The following is a 19,475-nucleotide window of genomic DNA, read 5'->3' as shown; positions in this document are numbered from 1 at the left end:
GGCGCGCCCCCGCCCGGGCTGCCGACCCCGGACCAGCTGGCCAACCTGTGCAACCAGGTGACCGACCCCGGCGTCAACTACAGGGACAAGAACAACCTCGTCGAAAACGGCGTCGCGCAGAACGAGGGCATGGTCGCCGACCATGACCTGCGCAAGGCCTACCGCAACGGCAACTTCCCCGAGCAGTTCAACGTGACCAACATCGCGCCGGCCGGCCCGAACATGGCCCAGGCCGACGTGGCGATCACGGGACCGAAGTTCGCCGGCCCGGTGCAAAAGCACCTGGTCTTCGTCAACCAGGGCGGCAACTGGGTCGTGCAGCACGACGCGGCCATCGCCCTGATCCAGGCGGCGACGGCGATCAACTAGTGCGGTGCGGTCGCGCCCGGGGCCCGGACGAGGCCCCGGCGCGGCCGCCATCAGGGCTCGCATAGCCTGCACACAGATTGCTCATGCCGTTTTCTCACGGCGCGGTCGTACCGTAACGGTGCCGCGGCGCGAAACAATAAGCGCAACAGGCACACTCACACGACCATCCGGTGAGCGCGAGCGACGGCCTACCAAGTGCGTGCCCACCAAAGGGGGAACCATGAACAGCATCAAATACCTTGCCACCAGCGTGGCGGCTCTGGCCGCCATCGGGGGCGCGGCCGCCGGGCTGGCCGCGGGCGCGACGCCCGGCGCCGCCCCCTCAATGCGGCTGGCCGCCGTGGGCGCCCCGCTGCCGCAGGACCCGCCGCCGGCCGCCGCGGCCGTGCCGACGGCCGACCAGCTCAACAGCGTGCTGACCAGCCTCGCCGACCCGAACGTCTCGTTCAGCAGCAAGGGCAACCTGGTCGAGGGCGGCATCAGCGGCACCGAGGCGCACCTGGCCGACCACGAGCTGAAGAAGGCCGCCAAGAACGGCGACCTGCCGCTGTCGTTCACCATCACCAACATCCAGCCGGGCGCCGCGCCGGGCTCCGCCACCGCCCAGGTAGCGGTCTCCGGCCCGAAGTTCGCCAACCCGGTGAACCAGAGCGTCACCTTCATCAACCAGGGCGGCTGGGTGCTGTCGCGGTCCTCGGCGATGGAACTGCTGCAGGCCGCCGGGCACTGATTGCGGCCATCCGACGAAGAGCGGGCGCTTCGGCGCCCGCTCTTCGCGCGTCAGGCCCGGGCAGCGGCGATCGCGGCCGCTAACGAAACCCGTTGCTCGGCGCGCCGGGCGGCAGGTCCATGTCGAACACCCGGGCGTGCAGCACGGTGCGGTTGCGCAGAGCCGCGCGGACCGCGCGGTGCAGCCCGTCCTCCAGATAGGTGATGCCCTTCCACCGCACGGCGTGCGGGAACAGGTCTCCGTAAAAGGTGGAGTCCTCGGACAGCAGGCGATCCAGGGCCAGCACCGTCGTCGTGGTGACCAACTCGTCGAGCCGGATCTGCTGCGGCGGTATCTGCGACCAGTCGCGATAGGACAGCCCGTGCTCGGGATAGGGCTTGCCCTCGCGCACACCCTTGAAGATCATCGGCCCGCCTCGAGCGAGGCGTCGCCGGGGCCCGCGGGGTTCATGCTGGCAAGGCTAGCCCGAAGAAGTTCCGGCCGGGCCGCTCCCGCCGCCGCTGGTAACGGCTGTGTTGGTTCTAGACCGTAAAATGAACCCGTCCATTGGGTTAGCCAGCCGGAACGTGAGCGGGGAGGTGAACTGCGAGTGGGAAGTGCCGACGAGCGCCGGTTCGAGGTGCTGCGCGCCATCGTCGCCGATTTCGTCGCCACCAAGGAGCCGATCGGCTCGAAATCGTTGGTGGAGCGCCACAACCTGGGGGTGTCATCCGCGACCGTCCGCAACGACATGGCGGTGCTGGAGGCCGAGGGCTACATCACCCAGCCGCACACCAGCTCGGGGCGGGTGCCCACCGAGAAGGGTTACCGCGAATTCGTCGACCGGCTCGACGACGTCAAGCCGCTGTCCTCCGCCGAGCGGCGCGCCATCCAGCACTTCCTCGAGTCCGGCGTCGACCTGGACGACGTGCTGCGCCGCGCCGTGCGGCTGCTGGCGCAGCTGACCCGGCAGGTCGCCGTCGTGCAGTACCCGACGTTGTCGTCGTCCACGGTGCGCCACCTCGAGGTGATCGCGCTGACGCCGGCCCGGCTGCTGATGGTCGTCATCACCGACTCGGGCCGGGTGGACCAACGCGTCGTCGAACTCGGTGACGTCATCGACGACCACCAGCTCTCCCAACTGCGCGAGATGCTCGGCGCGGCCCTGGTCGGCAAGAAGCTGTCGGCCGCGTCGGTCGCGGTCGCCGACCTCGCCGGGGGCCTGCACGGGGCCGACCGCCTCAGCGACGCCGTCGGCCGGTCCGCGACGGTGCTGCTGGAGTCGCTGGTCGACCACACCGAGGAGCGGCTGCTGCTCGGTGGCACCGCCAACCTGACCCGCAACGCCGCGGATTTCGGCGGTTCGCTGCGCTCCATCCTGGAGGCGCTGGAGGAGCAGGTCGTGGTGCTGCGGTTGCTGGCGGCCCAGCAGGAAGCCGGTAAGGTGACGGTGCGCATCGGCCACGAAACCGCTGCCGAGCAGATGGCGGGCACCTCGATGGTGACCACCGCCTATGGCACGTCCGACACCGTCTTCGGGGGAATGGGTGTGCTGGGGCCCACCCGGATGGACTATCCGGGAACTATCGCCAGCGTTGCCGCGGTTGCTCTGTATATCGGCGAAGTCCTGGGCACCCGATGAACGCGCACCCGCGAGGCGCCCGGGTCGCCCGGGCGCGGCGTAGAGACCAGGTATAGGAGAGTCAGGCGTGGCACGCGACTATTACGGGCTGCTCGGCGTGAGCAGGAACGCCAGTGACGCGGAGATCAAGCGCGCGTACCGCAAGCTGGCCCGCGAACTGCATCCCGACGTCAACCCCGACGAGGCCGCGCAGGCCAAATTCCAGGAGATCAGCGCTGCGTACGAGGTGCTGAGCGACCCCGAGAAGCGTCGCATCGTCGACCTCGGCGGTGACCCGCTGGAAAACGCCGCGGCCGGCGGCGGCTTCGGTGGTTTCGGCGGCCTGGGCGACGTGTTCGAGGCGTTCTTCGGCGGCGGCTTCAGCGGCGGCGGGACCTCCCGCGGGCCCGTCGGCCGGGTGCGCCCGGGCTCGGATTCGCTGCTGCGGATGCGCCTGGACCTCGAAGAATGCGCGACCGGGGTGACCAAGCAGGTCACCGTCGACACCGCCGTGCTGTGCGACCGGTGCCAGGGCAAGGGCACCAACGGCGACTCCGTGCCCGTGCCGTGCGACACCTGCGGCGGGCGTGGCGAGGTCCAGACCGTACAGCGCTCGTTGCTGGGCCAGGTGATGACGGCGCGGCCGTGCCCCACCTGCCGCGGCGTCGGCACGGTCATCCCCGACCCGTGCCACCAGTGCATGGGCGACGGCCGGGTCCGCGCCCGCCGCGACATCAGCGTGAAGATCCCCGCCGGCGTCGGCGACGGCATGCGGGTGCGGCTCGCCGCGCAGGGCGAGGTCGGGCCGGGCGGCGGCCCGGCCGGCGACCTCTACGTCGAGGTGCACGAGCAACCGCACGACATCTTCGTCCGCGAGGGCGACGACCTGCACTGCACGGTGTCGGTGCCGATGGTGGACGCGGCGCTGGGCGCCACGGTCACCATCGACGCCATCCTCGACGGCGTCAGCGAGATCACCATCCCGCCCGGCACGCAGCCGGCCTCGGTCATCACCCTGCGCGGCCACGGGATGCCGCACCTGCGCTCGGGTGCCCGCGGCGACCTGCACGTCCACGTCGACGTAGTGGTGCCGACCCGCCTGGACCATCACGACGCCGAACTGCTGCGCGAGCTCAAGACCCGCCGCAGCCGCGAGGTGCCCGAGGTCCGCTCGAGCGCACACAACAACGGCGGGCTGTTCAGCCGGCTGCGCGAGACCTTCACCGGGCGCTGACCCGGGCTGCGCATGGTCGCGACGCTGTTCTACGTCGAGGCGCTGCCCGACGTGGGGTCGCTCGCCGCCGTCGAGGGCGACGAGGGCTTCCACGCCGCCACGGTGCGGCGGATCCGCCCGGGCGAGCGGCTGGTGCTCGGCGACGGCGCGGGTGCCCTGGCGCACTGCGAGGTCGAGGACGCCGGGCGGTACGGGCTGCGGGCACGGGTGCTGCAGCGGTGGAGCGTCGAGCCCGGCCGCCCCGCGGTGACGGTGGCGCAGGCGCTGCCCAAGTCCGAGCGTTCGGAGCTGGCCATCGAGTTGGCCACCGAGGCCGGCGCCGACGGTTTCCTCGCGTGGCAGTCCGCGCGCTGCGTGGCCGAGTGGAAGGGCGCGCGGGTGGACAAGGGCCTGCGGCGGTGGCGGGCCGTCGCCCGTTCGGCGGCCCGGCAATCGCGCCGCCCGCACATCCCGTCCGTCGACGGGGTGCTGTCCACCGCGGAGCTGGCCCGCCGGATTCGCGACGACGTCGCCGCCGGCGCCACGGTGCTGGTGCTGCACGAGTCCGCGACCGGCCGGATCGCCGACAGCGATGTGGCGCAGGCCGATTCGATCACCTTGCTGATCGGCCCGGAGGGCGGCATCGCGCCGGAGGAACTCGCCGCGCTGACCGACGCGGGCGCGGTGGCGGTGCGGCTCGGGCCGCAGGTGCTGCGCACGTCGACGGCCGCGGCGGTGGCGTTGGGCGCCCTCGGGGTCCTGACGCCCCGCTGGGACGTCGCGCCGGGCCCCTGACCGGCGCTCAGGGCACCATGGCCGACAGCACCGCGGCCTGCAGCCCCGAAAGCGCGCAGATGAAAACCAGGAACGCCAGGCTCCACACCACCACGCGGCGGAAGATGTCGCCCTCCCGGCCGTACACCCCGACCGCGGCCGCGCCGATGGCCAGGTTCTGCGGCGACACCATCTTGCCGAGCACGCCGCCGGAGCTGTTGCCCGCCGCCATCAGCACCGGCGACAGCCCGGCCTTGCTCGCCGCGGTCACCTGCAGCGCCCCGAAAAGCGAGTTCGACGACGTGTCCGACCCGGTGACGGCGGTGCCGAGCCAGCCCAGCACGGGGGAGATGAGCGCGAACGCTGTGCCGGCCCCCGCCATCCAGGTCCCGAGGGTGATGGTCTGGCCGGACGCGTTCATCACGAAGGCCAGCGCCAGTACCGCCATCACGGTGACGATGGCCCAGCGCAGCTGGTGCAGGGTGGCGCCGTAGGCCCTGAGCGCGTCCTTCGCCGACAGCCGCAGCACCGCCATGCTCAGCAGGCCGGCGATCAGCATCTGAGTCCCGGGCGTGGTGAGCGCGTTGACCGTGAAGGCCGGTAGGGCCGAGGGCACGCCCTTGGCGGTGAACAGGTGCAGCCCCGGCCACCGGACCGTGCGGGTGGCCTCCTCCAGCAGCGCCTTGACCGGCGGCAGTTGGCACACCACGAAGACGGCGATGATGATCGCGTACGGCGCGTAGGCGCGCAGGACCTGGCCGCGAGGATCGCGCGGCTCGGCGGCCTCCGGCGCTTCCGCGGCGGGCGCCGCGCCGCTGGCGACGCCGGCCGCGACGCGCGCCGGCCGGACGCGCACGAAGGCGACCAGCGCCCCGGCGGACAGCAGGGAGGCGATCACGTCGGCCAGCGGCACCGACAGGAAGTTGGACGTGGCGTACTGCCCGACGCCGAACACCAGGCCTCCGGTCAGCGCGGCGCCCCAGGTCTGGCGCAGGCCGCGCCGGCCGTCGGCGATGGCGACCAGCGCCAGCGGCACGAAGACCGACAGCAGCGGCGTCTGGCGCCCGACCATCGCGCCCAGCGTTTCGGTGGAGATACCCGACACCTTGGCCAGCACGATGATCGGGGTGGCCATCGCCCCGAAGGCGACCGGCGCGGTGTTGGCGACCAGCGACAGCACCGCCGCCTTGAGCGGCGGGAAGCCCAGGGCGAGCAGCATCACCGAGGTGACGGCGACGGGCGTGCCGAAGCCGGCCAACGCCTCGAGCAGGGCGCCGAAGGAGAACGCGATGATGATCGCCTGCACGCGGTGGTCGTCGCTCACCGTCGCGAAGCTGCGCCGCAGCACGTCGAAATGACCCGTGCGCGCGGTCATCTGATACACCCAGAGCGCGTTGATCACGATCCACAGAATCGGGAAGAAGCCGAACACCGCGCCCTCGGTGCCGGCCAGCACCGCCTGCCCGACCGGCATCCCGTAGATGGCGACGGCGACGGCGAGCGCGACGGCCAGCGACACCACCGACGCCAGCCAGGCGCGCACCCGCAAGACCCCGAGCATCACGAACAGCGCCGCGAGCGGCAGGGCCGCCGCCAGCGAACTCCACGCGAGCGAGTGGGCGACCGGATCGAGGATCTGGCGATACATAAAGGCACCTTTCACAGCGCGTGGCGGGGGTTCTTCTACTGCACCGAAAAGACGTCGCGGCCGCCGTAAAAATTCGGTTCCGGCCCGAACCGCCGCCGCCGGACTGGGCCGGGGGGCCCGCTGACCGTTGGGTCAACGGTGCGCCCGGCGGTAAGATGGGTGGTCAAGCCCCACCCTCCCCAGACGGCCCAGAAGGCAGGCTTCGAAAACCACGTGACGCCCCGCGAGACCAACGCTGCCGACGCAGCTGGAGCCCTCCACGCCGACGCCCAGGTTCGCAGCAGTATCGACGTTCCGCCCGATGTCGTCGTCGGCTTGTTGGGGTCTGCCGATCAGAACCTGCGCGCCCTGGAACGCAGCCTGAGCGCCGCCCTGCACGTGCGCGGCAACACCGTCACCGTGGCGGGTCAGCCCGCCGACGTCGCGCTCGCCGAGCGGGTGATCTCCGAGCTGGTCGCGATCGTGGCCAACGGGCAGCCGCTGACCCCTGAGGTGGTGCGGCACAGCGTGGCCATGCTGTCCGGGGGCGACAACGAATCGCCCGCCGAGGTGCTCACCCTCGACATCCTGTCGCGGCGCGGCAAGACGATCCGGCCCAAGACGCTGAACCAGAAGCGCTACGTCGACGCCATCGACGCCAACACCATCGTGTTCGGGGTGGGCCCGGCCGGCACCGGCAAGACCTACCTGGCGATGGCCAAGGCCGTCAACGCGCTGCAGACCAAGCAGGTCAGCCGCATCATCCTGACCCGGCCGGCCGTGGAAGCCGGTGAGCGCCTTGGCTTTCTGCCCGGCACGCTGAGCGAGAAAATCGACCCGTACCTGCGGCCCCTCTATGACGCGCTCTACGACATGATGGACCCCGAGCTGATCCCGAAGCTGATGTCCGCCGGGGTGATCGAGGTGGCGCCGCTGGCGTACATGCGCGGCCGCACCCTCAATTCGGCGTTCATCGTCCTCGACGAGGCGCAGAACACCACCGCCGAGCAGATGAAAATGTTTTTGACCCGCCTGGGCTTCGGGTCCAAGATCGTCGTCACCGGCGACGTCACCCAGGTCGACCTGCCGGGCGGCGCCCGGTCCGGCCTGCGCTCGGCGATCGAGATCCTCGACGGCGTCGACGACATCCACATCGCGGAATTGACCAGCGTCGACGTGGTGCGGCACCGGCTGGTGTCGGAGATCGTCGACGCCTACGCGAAGTTCGAGGAACCCGAGCTGGCGCTGAACCGGGCGGCCCGCCGCGCGTCCGGTTCGCGCGGCCGCCGCTGAACGGGTGCATGATCTTCCCGTGAGCATCGAGGTTTCCAACGAGTCGGGCGTCGACGTCTCCGAGGCCGAGCTGATCAGCGTCGCGCGGTTCGTCATCGCCAAGATGGACGTCAACCCGGCGGCCGAGCTGTCGATGGTGCTGTTGGACACCGCCGCGATGGCGGACCTGCACATGCGCTGGATGGACCTGCCCGGCCCCACCGACGTGATGAGCTTCCCGATGGACGAGCTGGAGCCCGGCGGGCGCCCCGACGCGCCGGAGCCCGGCCCGTCGATGCTCGGCGACATCGTGCTGTGCCCGGAGTTCGCCGCCGGCCAGGCCGCGGCCGCGGGGCACAGCCTGGGCCACGAGCTGGCGCTGCTGACCATCCACGGCGTGCTGCACCTGCTCGGCTACGACCACGGCGAGCCGGACGAGGAGAAGGAGATGTTCGCCCTTCAGGACCGGCTGCTCGTGGAGTGGGTCGCCGACCAGGTCCAGGCGTACCGTCAGGATCGCCAGGAGGAGCGGGATCGCCGGTTGCTGGACAAGTCAAGGTATTTCGACCATTGACCGGCTGGTCTGAGCTGCTCGGCGCGATCGCGTTGATCGCTCTGGGCGGGCTCTTCGCCGCCATCGACGCCGCCGTCAGCACCGTCTCGCTGGCGCGGGTGCAGGAGCTGGTGCGCGATGAGCGGCCCGGCGCGGTCGCGTTGTCCACGGTGATGGCCGAACGACCTCGCTACATCAACCTCGTTGTGCTGCTGCGTAACACGTGCGAGATCACCGCGACGGTGCTGTTGGTGGTGTTCCTCTACGACAACTTCGGGCTGCGGTGGGGCCTGTTCGGCGCGGCGGCCATCATGGTGGTGACCAGCTTCGTCGTCATCGGCGTCGGGCCCCGCACGCTGGGCCGGCAGAACGCGTATTCCATCGCGCTGGTGACGGCCCTGCCGCTGCAAGCCATTTCGTGGTTGTTGATGCCGGTCAGCCGGCTGCTGGTGATCGTCGGTAACGCGATCACGCCGGGCCGCGGCCTGCGCAACGGGCCGTTCGCCTCCGAGATCGAGCTGCGTGAAGTCGTGGATCTGGCCCAGCAGCGTGGCGTCGTGGCCGCCGACGAACGCAAGATGATCGAGAGCGTCTTCGAGCTCGGCGACACCCCGGCGCGCGAGGTCATGGTGCCCCGCACCGAGATGATCTGGATCGAGAGCGACAAACTCGCCAGCCAGGCGATCAACCTCGCGGTGCGCAGCGGCCACTCCCGCATCCCGGTCATCGGGGAGAACGTCGACGACATCGTCGGGGTGGTATACCTCAAAGACCTTGTGCAGCAAGCCGTTCAGTCCGGCGGCGGGCGCAGCGCGACCGTCGCCCAGGTGATGCGCCCCGCGGTGTTCGTGCCGGACTCCAAACCGCTGGATGCGTTGCTGCGCGAGATGCAGCGCGACCGCAACCACCTGGCGCTGCTGGTCGACGAGTACGGCGCGATCGCCGGCCTGGTCAGCATCGAGGACGTGCTGGAGGAGATCGTCGGCGAGATCGCCGACGAATACGACCAGGCCGAGACCGCGCCCATCGAAGACTTGGGGGACAAGCACTTTCGCGTCTCGGCGCGGCTGCCGATCGAAGACCTGGGCGAACTCTACGACGTGCACTTCGACGACGACCTCGACGTCGACACCGTGGGCGGCCTGCTCGCGCTGGAACTCGGCCGCGTCCCGCTGCCGGGCGCCGAGGTGGTGTCGCACGGCCTGCGCCTGCACGCCGAGGGCGGCACCGACCACCGGGGCCGCGTGCGCGTCGGCACGGTGCTGCTCAGCCCCGCCGAATCCGGCGAGTCGGCCGACGGCGAACGGGTCGAGCGTGATGACTGAAAAGTTCCACTCCGGCTTCGTGTGCCTGGTCGGCCGCCCCAACACCGGCAAGTCCACGCTGACCAACGCGCTGGTCGGCGCCAAGGTGGCCATCACGTCGAAGCGGCCGCAGACCACCCGGCACACCATCCGCGGCATCCTGCACCGACCGGACTTTCAGATCGTGTTGGTCGACACCCCGGGCCTGCACCGGCCGCGGACCCTGCTCGGCAAGCGGCTCAACGACCTGGTCCGCGACACCTACGGCGAAGTCGACGTCATCGGCCTGTGCATCCCGGCCGACGAGGCGATCGGGCCGGGCGACCGGTGGATCGTCGAGCAGATCCGTTCCACCGCGCCGAAGACCACCCTGGTCGGCATCGTCACCAAGATCGACAAGGTGCCCAAGGACCGGGTGGCCGCGCAGCTGGTCGCGGTGAGCGAGCTGCTGGGCGGCGCGTCGGAGATCGTGCCGGTCTCCGCGGCCACCGGGGCGCAGGTCGACGTCCTCATCGACGTGCTGGCCGCCGCGCTGCCCGTCGGCCCGGCGTACTACCCCGACGGCGAACTGACCGACGAACCCGAAGAAGTGTTGATGGCCGAGCTGATTCGCGAGGCGGCCCTGGAGGGGGTGCGCGACGAGCTGCCCCACTCACTGGCGGTGGTCATCGACGAGGTCAACCCGCGAGAGGACCGCGACGACCTGATCGACGTCCACGCGCTGCTCTACGTCGAGCGCGACAGCCAGAAAGGCATCATCATCGGCAAGGGCGGCGCCCGGCTGCGCGAGGTGGGCACCGCCGCGCGCGCCCAGATCGAAAAGCTGCTGGGCACCAAGGTGTACCTCGACCTGCGGGTCAAGGTCGCCAAGAACTGGCAGAGCGATCCCAAACAGCTTGGCCGGCTCGGCTTTTGATTGTCGAAGCTGGTGGACGTTTTCGTCGCACCGCGGCGGGTAGACGCCACGGCATGCCATACCAAGTGACTGAAGTTCAGAAGTACCTGTCGGGATTCGACTACCCCGGGTCGCCCCAAGACCTGGCCAAGCACGCCGAACAGCAGGGCGCCGACAAGGACCTCGTCGAGACGCTGCGCGGATTGAACAAGGGCAGTTTCGACGGTCCCAGCGCCGTCATGCACGAGCTGGGCGAACGAAACGCGCTCGGCGGCTCGAACTCCTAGGGTCGGCACGGCGATCCGGCGCCGAAGGTTTCGCGCCATCGGCGCCGGGTAGCCGCCGCGTATGACCCACCCACAACTGGCGCTGATCACCGGCGCATCCAGTGGCATCGGATTCGAGCTCGCCAAGCAATTCGCCCAGGCCGGTTACGACCTCGTCGTCGCCGCCGATGACGACGGCATCCACGACGTGCCTGCGAAGCTGGCCGAATTCGGCGTCGCGGTCCAACCCGTCCAGGTGGACCTGCGGACCCCGGAAGGCGTCGAGCACCTGTTTCAGAGCACGATCGAGGGCGACCGGATACTGGCCGCGGCGGCGCTCAACGCGGGCACCGGCCGGGGCGAGATGTTCCTCAAGAGCGAACTCGACGAGGACTTCAACATCATCGACCTCAACGTTCGCTCGACGGTGCACCTGGCCAAATTGGTGTTGCGGGACATGGCGAATCGCGACCGGGGCAAGCTGCTGTTCACCTCGTCCATCGTGGCCGGGATGCCCGGCCCGTACCAGCCGCTCTACAACGCGTCGAAGTCGTTCATCCAGTCGTTCGCCGAGGCGATCCGCCACGAGCTGCAGGACACCGCGATCACCGTCACCGCGCTGATGCCGGGTCCGACCGACACCAACTTCTTCCACCGCGCCAAGATGGAGGACTCGCTGATCGGCAAGATGCCCAAGGACGACCCGGCCAAGGTGGCTCGGCAGGGGTTCGAGGCGCTGATGCGGGGCGATCAGAAGGTGGTGGCCAGCTCGCTGTCGTCGAAGCTCATGGGGGCGGCCAACAGTGTGCTGCCCGACTCGGTGAAAGCCGCTGCGAACAAGGTCATTTCGAGGCCACTGAGTGGCTGAGTTCGGATTCTCGCCAAGTAGGGTTCGGCGGTCAGGCCAGCACGCGAACGGTGTGCAGCGACCGATCCGCCGCATCCGGGATGTTCATGCCGGCGGCTACGCCCGAGCGCAGGTAGTCGAGCACGGCGTCGTTGAGGCGCTCGCCGGGTACGACGGCGGGAATGCCGGGTGGGTACGGGGTGATTTGTTCGGCGGCGACGCGCCCCGCCGCTTGGGTTGCCGGCACCACTTCGACGCGCCCGAAGAAGGCGTCGAACGGCAGGCACACGGACTCCAGTTGTAGGTCGTCCGGTGAGGTCAGGTGGACCGGCGGCGGCGGGTCGAACCCATCGGTGGCTTTGCGCCACGACCGCAACGCGTCGAGCAGGCGAGCCCCGGTCGCATCGTCGTCCGCGAACGACAGCGTCGCCAGAATTCGGCGGTGATCGGTCATTCCCATGTCTGTGCGCGTGTGCTCCCGCAGCCAGTCGCCGGCCTGGTATCCGGAGGTGCCGGTTGCCGATACGTCGATCAGCACCTGCATCCGATCCAAGTCGTGCGAGGCCTGCACGCCGAGCAATTCGTCGTCCAGGACCTGCACGTCGGGGATGGTCTCGATCTCTGCGCGCAGTCGCCGCGCCAATTGCAGCGCCGAATCCAGCAGGTCGTGGCCGCGCTGCACCATCTGCCGGCGCCAGCCGTCCATGGCGGCGTACACCAAGACGTTGGGACTGGTCGTCATCAGCAGGTCTGCGCACGCCGACAGGCGGTCGGTGTCGATGAGGTCGCCCTGCACGTGAAAGACCGAGCCTTGCTCGAACCCCGCGCCCATCTTGTGGACGCTGACAACGCAGACGTCGGCGCCCGCGTCCATGGCCCAGGTTGGGAGGTCTTCGTGGAAAGGCAGGTGCGCGCCCCATGCCTCGTCGACAATCAATGGTTTCCCGCGGCGATGGCACCCCTCGGCGATGCCCGCGATGTCGGCGCAGGTGCCATACGGGCTCGGGCTGACCACGAGCGCCCCGGCGGCGTCAGGGTGTTGGTCCCACGCCGCCTCGACCTCCTCCGGCGACGGTGGGTGGGACATGTGCCGCGCGGCGTCCCAGCGGGGGGTGATCCAGCGTGGCTGCACACCGGAGAAGATCAGGCCGGCGACAATCGACTTGTGGCTGTCCCGAGGTACCAGCAGGCCGCCGTCGCCGCCGGCTACGGCCATCATCGCCGCCTTGACGGAAAGTGAACTGCCACAAGTGGAGAACCAGGCGATGTCGGCGCCCACGGCTGCGGCCATCAGGTCTTCCGCGTGGCGCAGGTAGCCATTACGGGTGCGGCGATCGTCCAGCCCGCCGCTGGCCAGCACGTCGTCGAGAAACGGTTCCCGGCCGAGCACCGCCAGCACGCGCTCATCGGTGCCGCGGCCTTGCCGGTGGCCCGGCGGGGTGAATCCGTAGCGGTCCTTCAAGCGGTAGTCGGCGAGCGCATCGAGCAACGGAGCCTTCGATTGATCCATCAATCAGGACTACCCGGTCGATCAGCGGGATAAAGCGCCTACGTCAGCGCCGCACCTCGAGCAGGCCGTGGTCGCGCACCGCCGCCATGGACAGCGTGCGGTAGCCGAATTCCTCGAACAACACGGTGCAGCGGTCTCGGTCGCCGCCGATCACCACCCCGTCGCCCCACTCACGATGACGCACGGCGGTGTCCACGGGCAACGCCGGCTCGTCGGGGCCGACCTCCTCCAGCCGGGCCGCGTGCGCGCAACGGTCGCAGTTCCCACAGGGGCCGCCCAACCGTTCGCCGAAGTAGGACAACAGGAAAACCCTTCTGCAGCCGCTCGACTCGGCGTACCCGCGCATCATCTCGACCCGGCTCGCGTCGACGCGCTCCCGCAGGTCCACGGTCCGCAGGGCGCGCGCGACCGCGTCATCGGTCGCCGCGTCCGTGCGCACCAGGCCCTTGCGGGTCGACCGGACCGCCCCCGCCTCGTCGAGCAGGTTGACGGCGTTGGTCAGCTTGCGGCCGCGCACGCCGAGCCGCTCGCGCAGCTGAGCCAGCTTCGTCGGGCGGGTCGTATCCAGGGCGTCATAGGCGGCGCGCAACAGCTCCTCGTCGGGGCGGCCGGTGGTGAAAAATCGTGCCAGGCCTAGGTCTTCGGGCCGATAGAACAGCAGCGCGAGCGCGTCCTCGCCGTCGCGGCCCGCCCGACCGATCTGTTGGTAGTAGCTGTCCAACGAATCGGGGATCGAGGCGTGCGCGACGAACCGCACGTTGGGTTTGTCGATGCCCATACCGAACGCCGACGTGGCCACCACGACCTCGTACTGGTCGTCGCGGAAGCTTGCGTGTACCTCGTCACGGTCGGCGGGGGCCATGCCCGCGTGGTACGACGCCGCTCGAATCCCCTTGTCACGCAGAGCCTCCGCGTAACTCTCGGCCTCCTTGCGGGTCGCGACGTAGAGCAGCCCGGGGCTGGGCAGCCCCGGGATCGCGTCGAGGACCGCGCGCTGTTTGTCTTTCGGGCTCAGGTGGCGTTCGACGGCTAGGTGCAGGTTGGGCCGATCGAAGCTGGTGACGACGACGACCGGGTCGCGCAGGCCGAGGCGGTCCACGATGTCGCGGCGGACCACCACCGACGCCGTCGCGGTGAGGGCGACGATCGGGATCGCCGCCCCGAGGTGCCGGAACACCTCGCCGAGCCGCCGGTAGTCGGGCCGAAAGTCGTGGCCCCAGGCCGAGACGCAGTGTGCCTCGTCCACGACGATCAGCGACACCTCCGCCCGGGTGAGCCGGCCGACCACGTCGTCGTTGGCCAGCTGTTCGGGGGAGACGAAGACGAAGTTCGCGTCGTGCCGGTCCACCGCCGCCCAGCCGCGGCGCCGCTCGGCGGCGCGCAGCCCGGAGTTGATCGCGACCGCGGTGCCCGCGCCATGCTCCTCGATGGCGGCGAGCTGGTCGTCCTGCAGGGCGATCAGCGGCGAAACCACCAGCGTCACACCGCCGGTCAGCAGGGTGGGCACCTGGTAGATCGCCGACTTGCCCGAACCCGTCGGCATCACGGCCAGCAGGTCGCGCCCGGCCAATACCGCCCGCATCGCGCTGCGCTGGTCGTCGGTCAGGCGTTCCCAGCCGAACCGCTCCCGTGCCACGGCATCGAGTTCGGCGGCGTCATGATCCGGTTTCCCCACTGCGCACACCTACCCGGTGCCGGGGTCGGCAAACGCTGTGCGCCCGAAGCGGTTCGGGTGTCAAAGCTGGTGTGGCGGCGCGCCGGCGGGCGGCGCGGCGTCGGTCCACCACATCATCGGTTGCCTGGTCGACCATCCGCACACCGCCTCCAGCTCGGCGGCCAGGGAGATCAGCAGGCCCTCGCTGTTCGCCGGTCCCATCAGCTGCACCCCGATGGGCAGACCCTCCGACGTGAACCCGGCCGGCACGTTGACCGACGGCCAGCCCAGCACGTTCCACGGGAACGTCAGCGGGCACGCGGCGATCATGGCGCGGTCGGTGCCGAAGCTGCCCAGCCGGTCGAAGGCGCGGGCCAGCGGCGGCGGTTGCGCGGTCGTCGGCGCCAACACCACGTCCACGATGTTGAAGATCGAACCGACCCGGCGCTGGTCGGCGGCTTCGTGGCGGCGCGCGCTGCGCAGGATGGCCTGTCCCAGCACGTGTCCCATGCGCAGGTTGGACAGGGTGCGCGGATCGAACACCACGCCGTCACCCAGTCGTTCCTCCCAGTCCCGCAGGCCCGCCGTCGACCGGGCCAGGAAGTCCCACGACAGCCGCATGCCGTAATCCGGATTGCCCGGGACCACGGTGTGACCGAGCAGTTCGAGTTGGTGCCCGACGGCCTTCGTGGCGGCCAGGATCTCGGGGTGCAGCTTGGGCCGCAGGCCGGTGTACGGGAACCGGGTGGACAGCGCGATGTTCAGCGGGCCAGGCGCCTTGCCGACGTAATCCGAGGCGGTGATCGGCGGGGGCTTGTGCCGGTCGCCCTCGACGTTTCCGGACGCGGCGTCGAGCACGAGCGCCGCGTCGGCGACGGTGCGGGCCAGCACGCCGTTGACGGTGATCCCGTTGAACGCCTCGGGCAACGGCCAGGTGGAGATGCGACCCCGCTGCGGCTTGATGCCGACCAGGTGCGTCCACGCCGCGGGGATCCGGATGCTGCCGGCGCCGTCGGAGCCGATCGCCGCGGTGACCAGCCCGGCGGCCACCGCGGCGGCACTGCCGCCCGACGATCCGCCCGGGGTGTGCCTGCGCGACCAGGGGTTGCGGGTGTGGCCGAAGCCCGGGCCGCTGGTGAACGGCCATTGGCCCAGTTCGCAGGTGTTGGTCTTGCCGACGATCACCGCCCCGGCGGCCTTGAGGCGGCGCACCACCTCCGAGTCGTGGGTGGCCGGGGCGACGTCTCCCTCGGTGCCGAAGGCGGTCGGCACGCCGGCGATGTCGACGTCGTCCTTGACCGCGATCGGGATGCCCAGCAACGGCGCGGTGTCGCCGGCCGCGCGCCGCCGGTCGGCCTCCGCGGCGTCGGCCAGGGCCGACTCGGTGAGCACCACCCGGAACGCGTTGAGCGTCGGCTGGCTGGCATGGATGGCGTGCAGCGAGCGCCCGACCAGTGTGGTGGACGTCACCGAGCGGCTGGCCAGCTGGTACAGCAGGTCGGTCAGGGTGGGCAGACGGCGCTGGCCGGGGCCGGAATCCGAGCCGGAAAGGGCCCCGAAACCGGACCCGGAAGCGCCAATCACGGGGTACGAGACTAACGGCGCGGATCCCCGTAATGTCGCGGCGGGGTGCAAAACTATTGTGATGCGGCTGTACCGAGACCGAGCTGTTGTGCTGCGCCAGCACAAGCTCGGCGAAGCCGACCGGATCGTCACCCTGTTGACCCGTGACCACGGGCTGGTCCGGGCGGTGGCCAAGGGCGTGCGGCGCACCCGCAGCAAATTCGGTGCCCGGCTGGAGCCGTTTGCCCATATCGACGCGCAACTGCACCCCGGCCGCAACCTCGACATCGTCACCCAGGTCGTGTCGATCGACGCCTTCGCCACCGACATCGTCAGCGACTACGGCCGGTACACCTGCGGGTGCGCGATGCTGGAAACCGCCGAGCGGCTCGCCGGCGAGGAGCGGGCGCCCGTCCCGGCGCTGCACCGCCTCACGGTGAGCGCCTTGCGGGCGGTGGCCGACGGCCGCCGGTCGCGGGAGCTGCTGCTGGACGCCTACCTGCTGCGCGCGATGGGCATCGCCGGGTGGGCCCCGGCGCTCACCGAGTGCGCCCGCTGTGCCACCCCGGGCCCGCACCGGGCGTTTCACGTCGGCGCGGGCGGCAGCGTCTGCGGTCACTGCCGCCCGGCCGGTGCGACCACGCCGCCCCCGGGGGTGCTGGACCTGATGTCCGCGCTGCACGACGGCGACTGGGACTTCGCCGAACAGACACCGCAGGCGCACCGCAGCTATGTCAGCGGGTTGGTCGCCGCGCATCTGCAATGGCATCTGGAGCGCCAGCTCAAGACGTTGCCCCTGGTCGAGCGGACGTATCGCATCGACCGCACCATCGCCGAACGGCGCGCGGCGCTGATCGGGCAGGATAGCGACTGTGGTTGACGGGACGACTCTGCGCGCCGTGATCACACCCGTCGCACCGGCACCTGTGTCGGGCCGGCATGCGTTGTGCCCGCCTCACAGCGACAACCGCGGGACGCCGAGACTTGTCGCTGCGAGGCGGGCACAACGCCACCGTGTTCCCCACCCGAGGCCAGCGGGGCGTGAGTGACCACTAGCCGCTTCCCGCAGCTGCCCCCGGCGCCCGACGACTACCCGGTGTTCCCCGACAAGTCGACCTGGCCCGTCGTCTTCCCGGACCTGCCGCCGTCTCCAGGTGGGGGGCCCAGCCGGCCGCCGCAGCACGTCTCCAAGGCCGCCGCGCCGCGCATCCCGGCGGAGCGCCTGCCCCGGCACGTGGCCATCGTGATGGACGGCAACGGCCGGTGGGCCACCGAGCAGGGACTGACCCGCACCGACGGCCACAAGGCCGGCGAGGCGGTGGTCATCGACATCGTCTGCGGTGCAATCGAAATCGGCGTCAAGTGGTTGAGCCTGTACGCCTTTTCCACCGAGAACTGGAAGCGCTCGCCCGAGGAGGTTCGCTTCCTGATGGGCTTCAACCGGGACGTGGTGCGCATGCGTCGGGTCAACCTGCGGGCGATCGGGGTAAAGATCCGCTGGGTGGGTTCGCGGCCACGCCTGTGGCGCAGCGTCATCAACGAACTGGCGATCGCCGAGGAGATGACCAAGGACAACGACGTCATCACCGTCAACTATTGCGTCAACTACGGCGGCCGCGCCGAAATCGCCGAGGCCACAAAGCAAATCGCCCAACTGGCAGCGGCCGGCCGGCTGAACCCGCAGCGCATCACCGAGTCGACGGTGGCCCAGCACCTGCAACGCCCCGACATCCCCGACGTCGACCTGTTCTTGCGGACCTCGGGGGAGCAGCGGTCCAGCAACTTCATGCTGTGGCAGGCGGCCTACGCCGAGTACATCTTCCAGGACAAGCTGTGGCCCGACTACGACCGCCGCGACCTGTGGGCGGCCTGCGAGGAATACGCCGCGCGCAACCGTCGATTCGGGAGCGCGTGATGCCCTCGCTACAACAACGCCTGCCCTCGGTGCTCGCCGACGTCGTCGCGTTCGTGCGGGAGGACGACGGCGCGCTGACCGTGCGGCACGACGGAACCATCGCCTCGCTGCGGGTGGTCAACATCGCCGAGGACCTCGACCTGATCTCGCTCACCCAGATCCTGGCGTGGGACCTGCCGCTGACCAAGAAGGTGGCCGACCAGGTGTCGGCGGCCGCGCGCGACACCAACTTCGGCAGCGTCACGCTGATCGAGAAGGCGAAAAAGGCTGCGGTGCAACGCAACTCGAGCAGGGGGGCGTCGAAGACCGCCGACGTGATGCTGCGTTACAACTTCCCCGGCGCCGGCCTCACCGACGAGGCGCTGCGCACCCTGATCCTGCTGGTGCTCGACACCGGCGCCGGAATCGGGCGCACTCTCACCGCCTGACACGCCACGAATCACCGGCAGTCGGCGCAGGTCCCGAAGATCTCGATGGTGTGGCTGACGTCGGAGAAGCCGTGCTTGGCCGCCACCTCGGCCGCCCACTGCTCGACCTCGTGGTCGCCCACCTCGATGGTGGCGCCGCAGTCGCGGCACACCAGGTGATGGTGGTGGTGCTCGGAGCAGCGCCGGTAGACCGACTCCCCGGTGTCGGTGCGCAGCGTGTCGATCAGGCCGGCCGCGGCCATCGACTGCAACGTCCGGTAGACGGTGGTCAGCCCGATGTTCTCGCCCCGCTGCCGCAGCTCGTCGTGCAGTTCCTGGGCCGAGCGGAATTCGTCGAGGGTCTCCAGCAGCGTGGCGATCGCCGCCCGCTGGCGGGTGGAGCGGACGCTCGCTTCAGCCATCGGCGCCGCTCTCCTCCGCAAGCGGGGGGTGCCCCCACCTCATCGGTTCGCTCTGCATCGTCGCCGGGGTGCTCATGGCGCGTCCTCGCCGGCGTGCGCGACGGCGTCGACCACGATGTGCGCCAGGTGATGGTCGGCCAGCCGGTAGAGCACCTCGCGGCCCGACCGTTCGCCGGTGACCACGCCGGCCGCCTTGAGGATCTTGAGGTGCTGGCTCACCAGCGGTTGCGGCACGCCCAGCGCGTCGACCAGCTCGTGCACGCAGCGGTGCGACTCGCGCAGCTGCAGCACGATCGCGATCCGCACGGGCGCGGCCAGCGCGCGCAGCAGTTCGCCGGCCGCGTCGAGGATCTCCCGCGGCGGCGGGACCGGGTAGTCGGTCAGGCCGGATAGGCCCGCCTCGAGCGCGCCGTGATCGTGCGCGTCGACCTCCAGCGCCATGCCGCCGGCACCGGGCGGGGTGGCGGCCGCCGGCGAGGGCGCGGCATGAGCACCCCGGCGACGATGCAGAGCGAACCGATGAGGTGGGGGCACCCCCCGCTTGCGGAGGAGAG

21 protein-coding genes are annotated in these 19,475 nt (G+C 70.3%); 14 read left to right on the top strand and 7 right to left on the bottom strand.

Annotated elements, in window-relative coordinates:
• The coding region (locus tag A5714_RS10810; protein ID WP_068285132.1) for a hypothetical protein at positions 1–369 on the top strand (369 nt) is incomplete at its 5' end.
• 220 nt (positions 370–589) lie between these two features.
• Positions 590–1,099, top strand: a complete 510-nt coding sequence (locus A5714_RS10805) for a hypothetical protein (protein ID WP_068285130.1) — start codon at positions 590–592, stop codon at positions 1,097–1,099.
• 79 nt (positions 1,100–1,178) lie between these two features.
• Here the strand turns inward: A5714_RS10805 and A5714_RS10800 are convergent, their stop codons facing one another.
• Positions 1,179–1,505, bottom strand: a complete 327-nt coding sequence (locus A5714_RS10800; protein WP_068285128.1) for a type II toxin-antitoxin system VapB family antitoxin — start codon at positions 1,503–1,505, stop codon at positions 1,179–1,181.
• 183 nt (positions 1,506–1,688) lie between these two features.
• Here A5714_RS10800 and hrcA point away from each other — a divergent pair, with 183 nt between their 5' ends.
• From hrcA to A5714_RS10785, 3 genes are all read left to right on the top strand, one after another.
• Entirely contained in the window at positions 1,689–2,720 is a 1,032-nt protein-coding gene (gene hrcA / locus A5714_RS10795) for a heat-inducible transcriptional repressor HrcA (RefSeq protein WP_068065673.1), read from the top strand.
• Between the two features lie 67 nt (positions 2,721–2,787).
• On the top strand, positions 2,788–3,933 hold the full coding sequence (gene dnaJ, locus A5714_RS10790; protein ID WP_068065681.1) for a molecular chaperone DnaJ: 1,146 nt from the start codon (positions 2,788–2,790) through the stop codon (positions 3,931–3,933).
• Between the two features lie 12 nt (positions 3,934–3,945).
• A complete protein-coding gene (locus tag A5714_RS10785) occupies positions 3,946–4,707 on the top strand; it encodes a 16S rRNA (uracil(1498)-N(3))-methyltransferase (RefSeq protein ID WP_068285126.1) in 762 nt (253 codons plus the stop codon).
• Positions 4,708–4,714: 7 nt separating this feature from the next.
• On the opposite strand, the gene A5714_RS10780 is transcribed toward A5714_RS10785, so the two are convergent.
• Positions 4,715–6,334 carry an L-lactate permease gene (locus A5714_RS10780; RefSeq protein WP_068285124.1) on the bottom strand — a complete coding sequence of 540 codons (1,620 nt, stop codon included), beginning with the start codon at positions 6,332–6,334 and terminating at the stop codon, positions 4,715–4,717.
• 213 nt (positions 6,335–6,547) lie between these two features.
• Here A5714_RS10780 and A5714_RS10775 point away from each other — a divergent pair, with 213 nt between their 5' ends.
• The 6 genes from A5714_RS10775 to A5714_RS10750 all read left to right on the top strand — a co-directional run bounded on the left by A5714_RS10775 (position 6,548) and on the right by A5714_RS10750 (position 11,471).
• Complete coding sequence (locus tag A5714_RS10775; RefSeq protein WP_068065791.1) at positions 6,548–7,606, top strand: PhoH family protein; 1,059 nt, start codon at positions 6,548–6,550, stop codon at positions 7,604–7,606.
• 19 nt (positions 7,607–7,625) lie between these two features.
• Positions 7,626–8,159: an rRNA maturation RNase YbeY gene (gene ybeY / locus A5714_RS10770; protein ID WP_068065689.1), complete on the top strand. Its 534-nt coding sequence runs from the start codon at positions 7,626–7,628 to the stop codon at positions 8,157–8,159.
• Complete coding sequence (locus tag A5714_RS10765) at positions 8,156–9,463, top strand: hemolysin family protein (protein ID WP_068285122.1); 1,308 nt, start codon at positions 8,156–8,158, stop codon at positions 9,461–9,463. Before ybeY ends, A5714_RS10765 begins: the two co-directional genes overlap by 4 nt.
• Positions 9,456–10,358 (top strand): GTPase Era, encoded by a 903-nt coding sequence (gene era / locus A5714_RS10760; RefSeq protein WP_068285120.1) that lies wholly within the window; start codon positions 9,456–9,458, stop codon positions 10,356–10,358. The genes A5714_RS10765 and era overlap by 8 nt, the downstream gene beginning before the upstream one ends.
• 65 nt (positions 10,359–10,423) lie before the next feature.
• The gene (locus A5714_RS10755) at positions 10,424–10,624 is read left to right on the top strand and encodes a DUF2795 domain-containing protein (RefSeq protein ID WP_231975867.1); all 201 of its coding nucleotides are present in this window, start codon (positions 10,424–10,426) and stop codon (positions 10,622–10,624) included.
• 61 nt (positions 10,625–10,685) lie between these two features.
• Positions 10,686–11,471 (top strand): SDR family oxidoreductase, encoded by a 786-nt coding sequence (locus A5714_RS10750; RefSeq protein ID WP_068285116.1) that lies wholly within the window; start codon positions 10,686–10,688, stop codon positions 11,469–11,471.
• A 31-nt stretch (positions 11,472–11,502) separates the two neighbouring features.
• On the opposite strand, the gene A5714_RS10745 is transcribed toward A5714_RS10750, so the two are convergent.
• From A5714_RS10745 to A5714_RS10735, 3 genes are read right to left on the bottom strand one after another with little or no spacing between them, the layout of a single operon-like run.
• Positions 11,503–12,960 (bottom strand): aminotransferase class I/II-fold pyridoxal phosphate-dependent enzyme, encoded by a 1,458-nt coding sequence (locus A5714_RS10745; protein ID WP_068285114.1) that lies wholly within the window; start codon positions 12,958–12,960, stop codon positions 11,503–11,505.
• Positions 12,961–13,003: 43 nt separating this feature from the next.
• Positions 13,004–14,644, bottom strand: coding sequence for a RecQ family ATP-dependent DNA helicase (locus A5714_RS10740; protein ID WP_068285113.1), 1,641 nt, complete (start codon positions 14,642–14,644; stop codon positions 13,004–13,006).
• 51 nt (positions 14,645–14,695) lie between these two features.
• On the bottom strand, positions 14,696–16,198 hold the full coding sequence (locus A5714_RS10735; protein ID WP_068285111.1) for an amidase: 1,503 nt from the start codon (positions 16,196–16,198) through the stop codon (positions 14,696–14,698).
• A gap of 61 nt (positions 16,199–16,259) precedes the next feature.
• Between A5714_RS10735 and recO the strand changes: the two genes are divergently transcribed.
• The 3 genes from recO to A5714_RS10720 all read left to right on the top strand — a co-directional run bounded on the left by recO (position 16,260) and on the right by A5714_RS10720 (position 18,520).
• On the top strand, positions 16,260–17,057 hold the full coding sequence (gene recO / locus A5714_RS10730) for a DNA repair protein RecO (RefSeq protein ID WP_068065715.1): 798 nt from the start codon (positions 16,260–16,262) through the stop codon (positions 17,055–17,057).
• Positions 17,058–17,222: 165 nt separating this feature from the next.
• The gene (locus tag A5714_RS10725) at positions 17,223–18,092 is read left to right on the top strand and encodes a decaprenyl diphosphate synthase (protein ID WP_068065720.1); all 870 of its coding nucleotides are present in this window, start codon (positions 17,223–17,225) and stop codon (positions 18,090–18,092) included.
• The gene (locus tag A5714_RS10720) at positions 18,092–18,520 is read left to right on the top strand and encodes a hypothetical protein (RefSeq protein ID WP_068065724.1); all 429 of its coding nucleotides are present in this window, start codon (positions 18,092–18,094) and stop codon (positions 18,518–18,520) included. Before A5714_RS10725 ends, A5714_RS10720 begins: the two co-directional genes overlap by 1 nt.
• Positions 18,521–18,531: 11 nt before the next feature.
• On the opposite strand, the gene A5714_RS10715 is transcribed toward A5714_RS10720, so the two are convergent.
• On the bottom strand, positions 18,532–18,921 hold the full coding sequence (locus A5714_RS10715; RefSeq protein ID WP_068065726.1) for a Fur family transcriptional regulator: 390 nt from the start codon (positions 18,919–18,921) through the stop codon (positions 18,532–18,534).
• A 72-nt stretch (positions 18,922–18,993) separates the two neighbouring features.
• The gene (locus A5714_RS10710; protein WP_068285109.1) at positions 18,994–19,362 is read right to left on the bottom strand and encodes a helix-turn-helix transcriptional regulator; all 369 of its coding nucleotides are present in this window, start codon (positions 19,360–19,362) and stop codon (positions 18,994–18,996) included.
• Between the last annotated feature and the right edge of the window lie 113 nt (positions 19,363–19,475).

Origin of the sequence: Mycobacterium sp. E2462 (genome assembly GCF_001672685.1) — a bacterium.
Taxonomy (GTDB): Bacteria; Actinomycetota; Actinomycetes; order Mycobacteriales; family Mycobacteriaceae; genus Mycobacterium.
Note: the sequence above shows the minus strand (reverse complement) of the source record. Positions and strands in the feature narration are given on the sequence as shown.